This window comes from Roseiflexus sp. RS-1 (assembly GCF_000016665.1).
In the GTDB taxonomy this organism is placed as follows: domain Bacteria; phylum Chloroflexota; class Chloroflexia; order Chloroflexales; family Roseiflexaceae; genus Roseiflexus.
This window is the reverse complement of sequence record NC_009523.1, coordinates 2483912-2497661: the sequence shown is the minus strand read 5'-3', so window position 1 is coordinate 2497661 and position 13750 is coordinate 2483912. Positions and strand designations below refer to the sequence as shown.

The 13750-nt window shown below is 64.9% G+C and carries 7 protein-coding genes; 4 read left to right on the top strand and 3 right to left on the bottom strand.

The window, feature by feature from the left end; genetic code table 11:
• Positions 1-228: 228 nt before the first annotated feature.
• Together ROSERS_RS10390 and ROSERS_RS25995 are read right to left on the bottom strand one after the other, a co-directional pair.
• Positions 229-4737, bottom strand: a complete 4509-nt coding sequence (locus tag ROSERS_RS10390) for an NB-ARC domain-containing protein (RefSeq protein ID WP_011956741.1) — start codon at positions 4735-4737, stop codon at positions 229-231.
• 263 nt (positions 4738-5000) lie between these two features.
• A complete protein-coding gene (locus ROSERS_RS25995; protein ID WP_157041031.1) occupies positions 5001-5213 on the bottom strand; it encodes a hypothetical protein in 213 nt (70 codons plus the stop codon).
• Positions 5214-6265: 1052 nt separating this feature from the next.
• Between ROSERS_RS25995 and recJ the strand changes: the two genes are divergently transcribed.
• Genes recJ through ROSERS_RS10375 form a run of 3 tightly spaced genes read left to right on the top strand, consistent with a single transcriptional unit; the run spans position 6266 to position 10570 of the window.
• A complete protein-coding gene (gene recJ / locus ROSERS_RS10385) occupies positions 6266-7984 on the top strand; it encodes a single-stranded-DNA-specific exonuclease RecJ (protein WP_011956740.1) in 1719 nt (572 codons plus the stop codon).
• An 11-nt stretch (positions 7985-7995) separates the two neighbouring features.
• Positions 7996-9867 (top strand): DUF294 nucleotidyltransferase-like domain-containing protein, encoded by a 1872-nt coding sequence (locus ROSERS_RS10380; RefSeq protein WP_011956739.1) that lies wholly within the window; start codon positions 7996-7998, stop codon positions 9865-9867.
• Positions 9868-9877: 10 nt separating this feature from the next.
• Positions 9878-10570 carry a 3'-5' exonuclease gene (locus tag ROSERS_RS10375; protein ID WP_157041030.1) on the top strand — a complete coding sequence of 231 codons (693 nt, stop codon included), beginning with the start codon at positions 9878-9880 and terminating at the stop codon, positions 10568-10570.
• On the opposite strand, the gene ROSERS_RS10370 is transcribed toward ROSERS_RS10375, so the two are convergent.
• Positions 10500-11375: a hypothetical protein gene (locus tag ROSERS_RS10370; RefSeq protein WP_157041029.1), complete on the bottom strand. Its 876-nt coding sequence runs from the start codon at positions 11373-11375 to the stop codon at positions 10500-10502. The two genes, ROSERS_RS10375 and ROSERS_RS10370, sit on opposite strands and share 71 nt — an antisense overlap.
• A 433-nt stretch (positions 11376-11808) precedes the next feature.
• Here ROSERS_RS10370 and acs point away from each other — a divergent pair, with 433 nt between their 5' ends.
• The gene (gene acs, locus ROSERS_RS10360) at positions 11809-13728 is read left to right on the top strand and encodes an acetate--CoA ligase (RefSeq protein WP_011956736.1); all 1920 of its coding nucleotides are present in this window, start codon (positions 11809-11811) and stop codon (positions 13726-13728) included.
• The last annotated feature ends 22 nt before the right edge of the window (positions 13729-13750 follow it).

Sequence of the window (13750 nt, the reverse complement as noted above, 5' to 3'; positions counted from 1 at the left end):
GCTGAAGCCTTCGGCTAGGCGAGACGAAGCCCGCCTGCGCGGGCTAGAGCGGAGTAATTGTTCAAAGACCATAAAGCCCTTGGCTATACGGGACGACGCCCGCCTGCGCGTCACACGAACTCCAACGGTGATGCTATCGGCTATCAATTATCGGCTATCGGTTATCGGTTATCGGCTATCGGCTATTTGTTGATGCCGGTCTACTTCCCCTACCAACGACGCCATGCGCTACCCCTCATCCCTCAACCGCGCCTCCAGTTCCGCCAGGCGCGCGGCGTCCGGCTCGAGCGCGCGGGCGCGCGCCAGTTCCTCCGCCGCCTCAGCGCGCCGCCCCAGGTCGATCAGCGTCGCGACGCGATTGCGCCGCAACATGGCTTTATCAGGTTGCAGCGCAATGGCGCGATCATAGGCGGCAACCGCAGCCTCTCCGTCGCCAGCGTCGTGGAGCGCATTGCCAAGAGCATTCCAGGTTGACGCAACATGCTCGCGCACAGCATCCCCAATCCCCAGTGTATCGGTGAACTCCGGCGCGAGCAGCGCCTCGCCGGCTTCCACCGCAGCCCGCCATGCGGCGATGTCATTTCCCGACGCCTCAGCAGCCTCGACCAGTTCAATGTAATGCTGCCAGGCCTGCTGAATCTTTGACTGAGCCGCATCCGCAGCGGCGCGGATGGCGCGCAGACCTGCGGCGCGCTCACGCAGCGCCTGCGCCAGCGCCGCGTCGCCAGCCTGCCGGGCCCGGCGCGCCGCTTCCTCAGCAGCGGCAGCCAGCGGTTCGTCCAGTTCGGCGGGCAGTTCGCGCCAGAACGCCAGCAACTCCTCGCCAGACGACACCGCCAGCAGACGCTGGACAAGCTGGTCCAGCAGCGCCTGGTGTTGCTGCGCCATCGCCGCCTCAACCGCAGCGCGCAATTCCGGATCGGCTGCCAGCGCCGCCAGGAAACTGTCCTCAACGGTAACGCCAGCAGCCGCCAGGCGCGCCTGAAGGTCAGGTGGCAGCGACGGCGTCTCACCTTCCTCCGGCGCGATCAACCACCCCGGCGGCGGTCCCGTATCCAGCGCTGCCCACAGCGTATCGAAGTCGTCGCCGCAGGCGGCGCGGAGACCGCGAAGCTGGCGCATGGCATGTTGCTGAAAATCCGAATGTTGTAATGCCGTAAAAAAGCCGAACGCCGTCCATCCAGCGCGAAGCGCATCCAGCAACCGGGCCAATCGATCTTCACCCGGCTCGCCCGCAAGGGTTTGATAGAGATTCAGCAGATTACCCTGCGTCATCGCATAATCGAGCGGCGCGCTGGTCGGGGTTCGGAAGCGCAGCGCCTCGTCGTAGGCGCTGAGCGCCTGGCGCAAGCGCGCGGCGCGGTCTTCCTCCGCCAGCGTCGCCAAATCCTGCAACACGGCGCCCCGGTTGTTCTGCGTGGTGGCATACGCGAGCGGCGCGCTGGTCGGGGTTCGGAAGCGCAGCGCCTCGTCGTAGGCGCTGAGCGCCTGGCGCAGGCGCGCGGCGCGGTCTTCCTCCGCCAGCGTCGCCAAATCCCGCAACACGGCGCCCCGGTTGTTCTGCGTCATCGCATAATCGAGCGGCGCGCTGGTCGGGGTATAAAAGCGCAGCGCCTCGTCGTAGGCGCTGAGCGCCTGGCGCAAGCGCGCGGCGCGGTCTTCCTCCGCCAGCGTCGCCAAATCCTGCAACACGGCGCCCCGGTTGTTCTGCGTGGTGGCATACGCGAGCGGCGCGCTGGTCGGGGTTCGGAAGCGCAGCGCCTCGTCGTAGGCGCTGAGCGCCTGGCGCAGGCGCGCGGCGCGGTCTTCCTCCGCCAGCGTCGCCAAATCCTGCAACACGTTCCCCCGGTTGTTCTGCGTCATCGCATAATCGAGCGGCGCGCTGGTCGGGGTATAAAAGCGCAGCGCCTCGTCGTAGGCGCTGAGCGCCTGGCGCAGGCGCGCGGCGCGGTCTTCCTCCGCCAGCGTGGCGACGTGTTGCAGGGCATTCCCCAGCGATACCCGGGCGCGCGCGATCTGCGCCGGCGTGCCGCGCTGTTGCGCTGCGGCGAGCGCCTGCTCAGCCCAGGCCAGGTTGTCGCGGCCATAGCCATGCGCTTTTTGCAGGTTCGCGGTGTTGGCAACCAGATCCAGCGCCAGTTCCAGGTCGTTCTCGATCGCCCAGGCGAAGGCGTGCCTGAGTTGCGCGTAGTCGCCCAGCACGTCGTAGAAGCGCTGCGCATCGTCGGCGGTGCGCATGGCGGCGGCATAAAAAGCGGCGTGGCGCGCGGCGGCGGCTTCGTGTTCGCCTTCGCGGCGCAGCAGCGCCAGCGCGTAGCCGCGTAGCAGGCTATGCTGGCGCCAGCGATCATCATCGCCGCCGGCTTCCAGGAGCGCGGCGCCGGCAAATGCGCTGAGCATCTCATCCGCCGGTTCCACATCACACTGCCAGAGTGCGGCGACGGCGGCGCTGCCAAAGGTTGCTTCCGGCGCAAATGCACCCAGCATACGGAAACGCGCGCGCGCCGTGTCGTCCATCCGGTCGTAACTATACGCCAGGACGGCCTCGACATTCTGGTTGCGTTCGCTGTCCGGCAGCGCCAGACGTTCAAATCCCTGCCCGCTCCGAATATGGTCCAGCAACCGGTTGACCTGTTCGCGCCAGCGGGGGGCGCCGGGTGAGCGCGCGTCGAGGCGCAGGCGACGGATGGCGACATCGAGCGCCAGGGTGTGGTAGCCGACGCCGACGGCAAGCGCATCCGCCCAGTCATAATGGTCGGCCGGCAGTTCGGTCCAGTTCAGCCGCAGCGCAATCAAGGCGCGCGCCTCGTCCGGCGTCAGCAGGCCCAGCACATACTCGCCGCCCCCCAGACCGATCATCACCGTTTCCAGGCGCGTGGTAATCACCAGATGGGCGTTTTCCGGCAGCGCTGCGCGCAACCAGCGAATCGCTTCCAGCGACCAGACATTGTCGAGGATGACCAGCAACGGTTGTCCCTGGGCGGCGAACAGCGCGCGCACCGCGCTGGCGTCGAATGCGAGCTGGTTGTCCAGGTTCGGCGGTACGGTCAGTGCGTACCGCGCCCAGCGATTCAGGATGGGTTGCGTATCTTCCGGCGCGCGAACCTCCGGTCCGATCTCTTCCCAGATCACGCCGCCGGGGTAGCGGTCGTTCAGCGCCAGCGCCAGCTGGCGCGCGAGAATGGTCTTGCCGATGCCGGGCATGCCCTGGACTGCAGCGGTGGCCGTGCGCGTCCCGCCGGTAATCGCCAGTTGCCCGCGTTCGGTGATGATCCTGGCGACCTGTTCGAGATCGCGCGTGCGCGCGATGGCGTCGATGGACAGGCGTTCCGGGTATGGGCGGTTCCAGCGGCGTTCCATCACGATGTTATTGTAGACAATCGCCGTGCCACTGCCGCCTTCGACGACTGCCGAGTTAATATAGACGATACTGCCGGGCGTGACCGTCCTGGTCTCAGCAGGGGTTGCCGCCGCCGGGGTTGGACGCGGCGCGGGATCGCCGCCGCGCAATCGCCGCAGCAACGCCGCGCGGGCCGCGATGGCGGCGCGCTGCTCATCGGGCGCCTGCTGCGCCAGGTCGTCGAGTTCGCGTTGCGCCTCGAACGGCTGGAGAATTGCTTTGTGTTCGTTGAAGACCCGCGTGGCGTCGGCGTCGGTTGCGGCATCGAGGAATGCGCGCAACGCCTGCACGACCGGGTGGTTGGCGCGCTCCTGGCGGCGGTTGCGTTCGGCTCGCATGCGGGCGTGCGCCGCGCGCAGCCGTTCGGCCAGACCCGTATCGTCGCGTTCGACTTCTTCGATACGTTCGGTGATTGCCTGAAGGAACCATTCCTCAAGATCACCGGGGAGATCGAGCCACACCTGCCATGCGTCGTCGCTGCTAGACGCGGCTTCCAGGCGTTCGAGCGCCTGGCGCACCATGTCTCTCGCTGTTTCACGTTGCACCCGCGCCTGGCTCAGTGCCGCAATCCATTCGCGCAATCGCGCGGCGGTTGCGGCGTCGGTCTGTTCCAGTTCGCCAGCGAGATGTTCGGTCAGTTGCAGGAAGGGTTCTTCCAGCTCCAGCGGGATGCGGTTCCAGACGTCGGCAACGCCCTGATGATCGGCGGCGGCAGCCAGGGCTTCCACATCCGCTGCTAACTGTTCCAGCAACCGGCGCATGGTTTCGGCGCCAGCGCGCTGCTGCTGCTGGATCGCGCTGAAGCGTTCATGGCAGGCGCGGACGTGCGCTGCGCGTTCGGCGTCGCCATGCTGTTCATGCTCCTCGGCCTGCAGCGCGACAAGGTTCAGGAAGGTTTCCTCGAGTTCCAGCGGCACATCGCGCCACACTGCCGCCAGATCATCGTCGGTCGCGGCGGCTTCCAAGCGTTCGAGCGCCTGGCGCAGTATCTCGCCATCCCTGGCGATGTCCTGCTGAAAGGAGCGCAGCGCGTCAATCCGTTCGCGCAACGCAGCAGCCAGTCCGGCGTCGCCGGATGTTTCGGCAGCGGCGGCGCGGGCTTCGGCGGCGGCCAGGAAGGCGTCTTCGTCCTTGGAAGGGATCATCTGCCAGAGGGCGCGCAACTGCTCTTCATCGGGGATTGCCGGCAGCGCGTCGAGCAGGAATGCCTGGTACTCGCGCCGCAGCGCCGGGTCGGCGTCGAGCGCGGCGGCCAGCGTCGCGGCATCGGTGACGCCAGCAGCGTCCAGGCGTGCCCGGAGTCCGGCAGGTAGTTCAGGGAAGGTCGGCGATGTCATCGGTGGCTCCTGGCGTAGAAGGCGCGTATGTTGATACTATAGTACAGTGCGCCCCGCACGCAGTCAAGGGGGATGATGGACTCGCGTGGCGGGGTTCTGCGTTCCTATGCGCGTTTGCCCCTCATCCCCCCGACCCCCTTCTCCCACAAGGGGAGAAGAGGGAGTTGGGGCGTCCTGAAGCCCACCACGAGCGAAGGAACGCGGGGGCTTCCCAAGGGTTATTCTTCATTCAGTGCGTACGAGCGGGGACGCCCGCGCCCCATTCAAATGGGTGCGCGCACCTCCGGCGCGCATATCAGCAGCGTCTGCTCCAGGTGCGCGCGCCTCCGGCGCGCATGCGGGCGGGGACGCCCGCGCACCCAGGACTCGACGCCATAGCCCCGCCGGGGCTTCCCGGCGCTCAGCGAGGGCTTATAGTCTTTATCCAGCCCGCGCAGGCGGGCTTTGCCCTGGCGAGCCGAGGGCTTCAGCCCCACGGCTGGCACGGGATAGCGGATTTATTTCTCAATCTCCATCAGCCCGCAATCTCCGCATGCGGGCGGGGACGCCCGCACCCCATTCAAGTTCATGGGTGCGCGCGCCTCCGGCGCGCATATCAGCAGCGTCTGCTCCAGGTGCGCGCGCCTCCGGCGCGCATGCGGGCGGGACGCCCGCGCACCCAGGACTCGACGCCCTTGCCCCGCCGGGGCTTTCAGGCGCTCAGCGAGGGCTTATGGTCTTTTCTAGCCCGCGCAGGCGGGCTTTGCCCTGGCTAGCCGAGGGCTTCAGCCCCACGGCTAGCACGGGATAGCGGATGTATTTCTCAATCTCCATCAGCCCGCAATCTCCGCACGCGGGCGGGACGCCCGCGCTCCCAGGCGCCAGGCATGCAGGCGAGACGCCCGCGCACCCAGGCGCCAGGCATGCGGGCGAGACGCCCGCGCACCCAGGACTCTACGCCATAGCCCCGCAGGGGCTTCCAGGCGCTCAGCGCGGGCTTATGGTCTTTGAGTACATAATCCGCTCTAGCCCGCGCAGGCGGGCTTCGCCCTGGATAGCCGAGGGCTTATGGTCATTGAGTAATTATTCCGCTCTAGCCCGCGCAGGCGGGCTTCGCCTTGCGTAGCCGAGGGCTTCAGCCCCACGGCAAGGGCGCATACCGGATGTATTTCTCAATCTCCATCAGCCCGCAATCTCCGCACGCGGGCGGGGACGCCCGCGCTCCCAGGACTCTACGCCCAAGCCCCGCCGGGGCTTCCAGGTGCTCAGCGAGGGCTTCAGCCCGCAGTCTCCCATACGCCCAAGCCCCGTAGGGGCTTCCAGGTGCTCAGCGAGGGCTTCAGCCCGCAGTCTGAGCATTTGTAGCAGTTCCCATAGACATAGAGATGATGGAAAACTCCGCGCCCCCGGCGTCCCGGCGGTGCGTGTTTGCAGCATTGACTCAAAGACCATCAAGGAAAGAATGGTCGCCTCGCATCTGGAGACCCCCGCATCCCGAACTCACGTTATAATAGGCGCATACTTAAACATTTTCAGAAAGCACGCCAGTATGTCCACATCTCGATTGTCCGCACGCAACAAACGCTGGCACATTCTCGAAACGCCGCCGGAGTTCATCGCCGCCTGTCGCGCATTGCCGCCGTTGATCGCGGCGTTGCTGTATCAGCGCGGGGTGCGCAGCGATGCTGCGATGCGCGAGTTCTTCAGCGCCGACTATCGCCTGAACGATCCTTTCAGCATGCGCGGGATGGAGACCGCGGTGCAACGTATCGCCGCAGCCATTCACGATCACGAGTTGATGGCGGTGTACGGCGATTACGATACCGACGGCGTGACCGCAGTGACGCTGCTGGTGCAGGCGATCAGCGCCATGGGCGGGTTGATTCTGCCCTATGTTCCACACCGCATCCGTGAGGGGTATGGCTTGAATATCGAGGCCATCGATGCGCTTGCCCGTGAAGGGGTTCGCCTGCTGATCACCGTCGATTGCGGCATCAGCAATGTACGCGAAGCCGCCCATGCGCGCGCGGTTGGCATCGATCTGATCATTACCGATCATCACCATCCCCCCGCTCGCCTGCCGGATGCGGTGGCGATCATCAATCCCCGCCAGCCGGGGTGTTCCTATCCGTTCAAACATCTGGTCGGCGTCGGGATCGCCTTCCAGCTGGTGCGCGCACTGGCGCGACGCGGGTTCCGTTCTACCCTGCAAAAGGACGATCTCCTCGATGTGGTCGCCCTCGGCACGGTGACCGATATGGGTCCGCTGATCGGCGAGAATCGCGTGCTGGTGACGCACGGGCTGAAGGCGCTCAATGCGGCGCAGCGACCAGGGGTGCGCGCACTGATCCAGGCTGCCGGCATGACTCCCGGCAGGGTGACCTCGACCGACATCAGTTTCGGGTTGGGACCGCGGTTGAATGCGTCCGGTCGCATCGATAACGCGCGATTGAGTTATGAACTGTTGCTTGCAGAAGAGTTCGAGACGGCGCAACGCCTGGCGCACGAACTGAATCTTCAGAACCGTCAGCGCCAGGAGTTGTCGAAGACGGTTCACGAACAGGCCAGCGCCCAGATTCAGGCGCTCGGCAAACAGAACCAGCGGCTGATCATCCTCGATGGAACCGATTACCCCGCCGGTGTGGTCGGTCTGGTGGCAGCGCGTCTGGTCGAGGAGTATGGGCGCCCGACGGTGCTGATTGAACGCGGTGAGCAGTGGTCGCGCGGTTCGGCGCGCTCGGTGCCCGGATTCAGCATTATCGATGCGTTGACCGACTGCGCCGATCTGTTCGAGCGTTTCGGCGGGCATACCGAAGCAGCCGGGTTTACCATCGCCACCGATCGGTTGCCGGCGCTTGAAGACCGCCTGCTCCGCTATGCCGCAGAGCATCTGAGCGATGATCTGTTGATGCCAGGGATCACTATCGACGCCGAAGTTCCGCCAGCGTCGTTGTCGTATGAATTGCTGGGGGAACTGGCAAAACTCGAACCGTTTGGGCACGGGAATCCGCAACCGGTGTTGATGAGCCGACGCTTGCAGGTCACCGGTGCCTGGCCGCGCGGCAGCGAGGGACAGCACCTGAAACTCCGGTTGGTCGGCGCCGATGGCAGTGGACCCTTCGACGCAATTGCGTTCCGTTTCGGGCATCTGGCGCGCTACTTCGAGCAGCCACGCTGGATAGATATTGTCTACACGCTCGAAGCCGATGAGTGGAACGGAAGCCCTTCACTTCAGTTGAATGTCAAAGATTTCAGGAGCGCGCGGTAAGGTAGGACGCTATGGAAGAGATCGTCCGCTTCCTGCTCGAGCACCCGCCCTTCAGTCAGCTGCCCCTGCTCCAGATCCAGCGCATCGCCGGAGCGATCCAGATCGAGTATTTCGGGCAGGGGGTGCAGATTCTGGTGCAGGGCGGCAAACCGGCGGCGTTCCTGTACATCATCCGGCGCGGCAGCGTCGATCTGCTGCGCGAGCGTGACGGTGTGGTGGAGTTGACCGATACGATGAGCGAGGGGGAGTGTTTTGGCTATGTGTCGCTCATCCAGGGCAAACCGCCGATCAGCACGGTGCGCGCGCGCGAAGCGACCCTCTGTTACCTCCTCCCTGCTGCGTTGTTCCATCAGTTGCGCCGCGATTACCCGTCATTCGCCCAGTTTTTTGCGCGTTCGATCACCGAGCGACTCGAACAGGCGTTGCAGCAGCGCCACGCCACCGCTGCGCCTGAGTTGTTCCAGACGCGGCTCCAGGACCTGATCACCGAGCCGCTGGTCGTCGTTCCCCCCAATACCACGATCCTCGAGGCGGCGCGGCGCATGCGCGATGCACAGGCGTCGGCGCTGATCGTCGATCTGCCGCCATACGGCATGCTCGATGCGGGGAGCGGCATTGTGACCGACAGCGACCTGCGCAACCGGGTCGTTGCTGAAGGTCTCGATTACACCACCCCGATTGCGCATGTGATGAGCGCGCCAGCAATCACCGTTCCAGCCGATAGTCTGGTGTTCGAGGGGTTGCTGAAGATGATCGAACATGGGGTGCGCCATCTGGCGTTGAGTCGGGACGGCCAGATCATCGGCATCGTCAACTACCGCGATTTTCTGCGCCTGCAAAGCAATAATCCGCTGCTCATGCCGCAGCGCCTGGCGCTGGCGCACAGTGAAGCAGACCTGCGCGCCTACACCGAACAGGTGACCGCAACTGTCGGCGGGTTGCTCGACGCCGGTGCGCGGGTGAGCGACATCGGGCGCGCCGTGGCGGCGGCGCACGACGCCCTGCTGGTGCATATCATTCGTGATGCTGAAGCGGCGCTGGGTCCGCCGCCCTGCCCCTACGCCTGGCTGGTGCTGGGAAGCGAAGGACGCTACGAGCAGACACTGCGCACCGATCAGGACAATGCCTTGATCTATGCCGATAATGCGCCGGAAGAAGCCGAAGCCTATTTCACGGCGCTGGCGGAACGGGTTGTCGAGCAACTGGTGCGCTGTGGCTTTCCGCGTTGCCCCGGCAATGTGATGGCAACCAACCCGCAGTGGCGGCAACCGCGCGCTGTCTGGCAAAACTATTTCCGCCAGTGGATCAGCGTCCCCGACGAAGAGGCATTGTTCCGCACCGCCATCTTTTTCGATCTGCGATCGGTTTACGGGACGCTGGATATCGAAGCGTCGCTGCGCCCGATCATCCTGCGCGCGCGTGACAATCGCGTCTTCCTCGGGCGCCTGGCGCGCGCCGCGTTGCGGCAAACCGCGCCGATCAATTTCTTCCGTCAACTGGTGCTGGAACGGCGCGGCGATCAACGTGGACTGATCGACCTGAAGTACCGCGGAACGGCGATGATCGTCGATCTGGCGCGCCTGTTCGCGCTGGAAGCCGGCGTGCCCGATACCAACACCATTGCCCGCCTGCGCAAGGCGGCCAATCACAGCAGCCTGGGTGAAACCAGCGCCGAAGAACTGATCGCCGCCTTCGAACTGATCGGGCTGCTCCGCCTGCGCTGGCAGTATCAGCAACTCCGCCAGGGACTCGAACCCGGCAATCAGGTCGAGGTCGATAAACTCACCCCGCTTGAACGGCGTGAGTTAAAAGAAGCGCTGCGCGCCGTCGCCGTTGTGCAACGCGCAGTTGCTGCAACCTATCAAACCAATATGATCGCCTGAGATGGGTGCTATGTTCCTGTTTCGTCGCCGACCGATCAATCTTCCGGAAGCCGTCCGCGCCTATCTCGATGCGCCGCGTCCCGATCCCGACCTTCCCTGGCGCGACGTGCCGTACAGCGTGATCGATGTCGAGACCACCGGACTGAACCCGCGCCGTGATGCACTGCTGGCCATCGGGCTGGTGGATATTGACGACGGGCGCATCCGCATGGATCAGCGCTGGTACACGCTGGTGCGTCCGCCAGACGATGCACCGGTCAACCCGGAAGCCATCCGCGTCCACGGATTGTTGCCCCAGGATGTGGAACAGGCGCCGCCTCCCGGCGACGTTCTTCCCGTGTTGCTCCGCCGCCTGACGGGGCGGGTGCTGGTGGTGCATGTCGCCGATATTGACATCGGCTTCCTGCGTCAGGCGCTCCGACGGTTGTACCAGGTCGATCCGCGTGGTCCCGCTATCGACACGGCGCGCCTGGCATGGCACTTCCAGCGCAACCAGCGGCTCATCGACGGCGCCGACCAGGAACCTGCGCTGCAACTGCGCGCGCTCGCCGAAAGCGCAGGACTGCCGGTGTACGCCGAACACAACGCGCTCAACGACGCACTGACGACGGCGCAGGTCTTCCTGGCTCAGATCAACGCCATGCAACCGAACGGCACGCCGCGCCTGCGCGATCTGCTGCGCGCGGGGGGATGCCTGCGGTAACACAATTTTCTGCATTCCTGCGCGCTTTGATGCCGACGCGGAGGCGCGCAGGCGCACCCGGCTGCGGAATGACGATCCCATCGTGATCGCTGCCGCGCCGGATTGCAGCGACGCCACGCCAGCGCGGCGCTGTTCGGGCGCGGCGCTGTTCGGGCGCGACGCTGTTCGGGCGCGGCGCTGTTCGGGCGCGGCGCTGTTCGGGCGCGGCGCTGTTCGGGCGCGGCATGCCGCGCCCCGACGGGCATGAGACGCGATGAAGCTTCATTAGAGCGACAACTGCGGCAGCGCCGAATTGCAGCGACGCCACGCCAAGGCAACACAGTTGGGGCGCGACGCTGTTCGGGCGCGGCGCTGTTCGGGCGCGACGCTGTTCGGGCGCGGCATGCCGCGCCCCGACGGGCATGAGACGCGATGAAGCTTCATCAGAGCGACAACTGCGGCAGCGCCGGATTGCAGCGACGCCGCGCCAGCGCGGCGCTGTTCGGGCGCGGCGCTGTTCGGGCGCGGCGCTGTTCGGGCGCGGCATGCCGCGCCCCGACGGGCATGAGACGCGATGAAGCTTCATTAGAGCGACAACTGCGGCAGCGCCGAATTGCAGCGACGCCGCGCCAGCGCGGCGCTGTTCGGGCGCGGCGCTGTTCGGGCGCGGCGCTGTTCGGGCGCGACGCTGTTCGGGCGCGGCGCTGTTCGGGCGCGGCATGCCGCGCCCCGACGGGCATGAGACGCGATGAAGCTTTATCAGAGCGACAACTGCGGCAGCGCCGGATTGCAGCGACGCCACGCCAGCGCGACGCTGTTCGGGCACGGCGCTGTTCGGGCGCGACGCTGTTCGGGCGCGACGCTGTTCGGGCGCGGTGCTGTTGGGGGCGCGGCATGCCGCGCCCCGACGGGCATGAGACGCGATGAAGCTTCATCAGAGCGACAACTGCGGCAGCGCCGGATTGCAGCGACGCCACGCCAAGGCAACACAGTTGGGGCGCGACGCTGTTCGGGCGCGGCATGCCGCGCCCCGACGGGCAGTGACAATCGCATTGTCATCACAATTTTACAGGATCTTTAATCTTTTCTTATGCACGCTTGACATACCCGGCGTAGAGTGTTTACAATCAGTATACACATCCCCGCCTTCGCAAGAAGCACAGTTCTGGTTAAGCCCTGTACAGCACGATGTCGTGCGGCAAAGGGCGCTCGCCGCGAGTCGCTCTGTTCGCACAGCATTGACGCCAGGAGGTGAACGGATGACACTCACCCACGCGATTGGTTCGACCAACAGCGTCGAAACCGCCGACGTTGTTGTGAATCCGCCGGAAGAGGCAGCACGCATTGCGAACCTGACCGACTATGAAGCGGTCTATCGCCGTTCGATCGAGGATCCGCAGGGGTTTTGGGCAGAAGCAGCGCAGGCGCTGCACTGGTTCGAGCCGTTCCACACCGTGCTCGACGACAGCAAGGCGCCCTTCTACAAGTGGTTCGTCGGCGGCAAGACGAATATGGCGTACAACGCGCTGGATCGGCATGTGCAGACCTGGCGCAAAAACAAGGTGGCATTGATCTGGGAAAGTGAAGACGGCGAAGTTCGTACCTACACCTACTGGCAACTCTACCGCGACGTCAATAAGTTCGCCAATGTGCTCAAGTCGCTCGGCGTGCGCAAAGGAGACCGGGTCGCCATCTACACCGGTCGCTGCCCGGAACAGGCGATTGCGATGCTGGCGTGCGCCCGAATCGGCGCGGTTCACACGGTCGTTTACGGCGGTCTTTCAACCGAAGCGTTGCGCAGTCGGATCGACGATGCCCACGCGAAGGTGTTGGTCGTGGCGGATGGCAGTTTGCTGAACGGCAAGATCGTCAAATTGAAAGAGATCGCCGATCAGGCGGTCGAACATGCTCCTTCCATCGAAACCTGTGTTGTTATCAGACGCACCGGTCATCCGGTCGATATTCGCAGCGGGCGCGATTACTGGTGGCACGAACTCATGGCGCTGCCAATCGCAAGCGCGCGCTGTGAGAGCGAAGTCCTCGATGCCGAAGACCCGTTCTTCATCATTTACACCTCCGGTTCCACCGGCAAACCCAAAGGGGTGGTGCATACGCTTGGCGGGTACATGGTCGATGTCTACACCACACTGAAGTATGTGCTCGACTTCAAGGAAGAAGATACGCTCTTCTGCACATCCGACGCTGGCTGGATCGTCGGGCACTCGATTGTGCTGTACGGTCCGTTGATGCACGGCATCACGACGCTGATGTACGAAGGCGCTCCCGCCTACCCCTACCCGGATCGCTGGTGGCACCTGATCGAACGCCACGGGGTTACATTAATGTTCACGGCGCCGACCGGGGTGCGCGGATTGATGCGGTACGGCGATGCCTGGCCCAAACGCCGCGATCTGAGCACGCTGCGTCTGCTGGCGTGCGCCGGTGAACCGCTCAACCCTGAAGCCTGGCGCTGGTTCTATGAAGTGATCGGTCAGCGACGATGCCCGGTGATCGATAACTGGTGGCAGACTGAAACGTCGCGCCCGATGCTCTCCAACTTTGCCTGTCTGCCGATGAAACCTGGCTCGTGCGGTTTCCCGGCGCCGGGTGTTGCAATTGATGTTGTTGATGAGCAGGGGCAGAGCGTGCCGCCGGGGGTCGAGGGATCACTGGTCATTACCCGCCCGTGGCCCGCGATGCTGCGCACCATCTATGGCGACGACCAGCGCTATATCGAGCAGTACTGGAGCCGCTATCCGGGCATGTATCTCACCGGCGACGCGGCAAAACGCGATGCCGACGGGTATATCTGGATCATCGGGCGCACCGACGATGTGATCAAAGTCTCCGGGTATCGCCTGGGCACCGCCGAAGTCGAAAGCGCGCTCGTGTCGCATCCGGCGGTGGCGGAGGCCGCTGTGATTGGCTTGCCGCATCCGGTGCGCGGCAATGCGATCCACGCCTTCGTCCTGCTCCGCGCCGGTCATTCGCCGTCGGAAGAACTCGCCAACGAACTGAAAGCGCACGTTGGCAAGGTGATGGGACCGATTGCCAAGCCGGAAACGATCTCCTTCCCGCCCACACTGCCCAAGACGCGCTCAGGAAAGATCATGCGTCGTGTGCTGCGCGCCCAGGCGCTCGGTGAGCCGCTTGGCGACCTCAGCACTATGGAAGGCTAAACGAATCGGGAGTCGTTTGGTG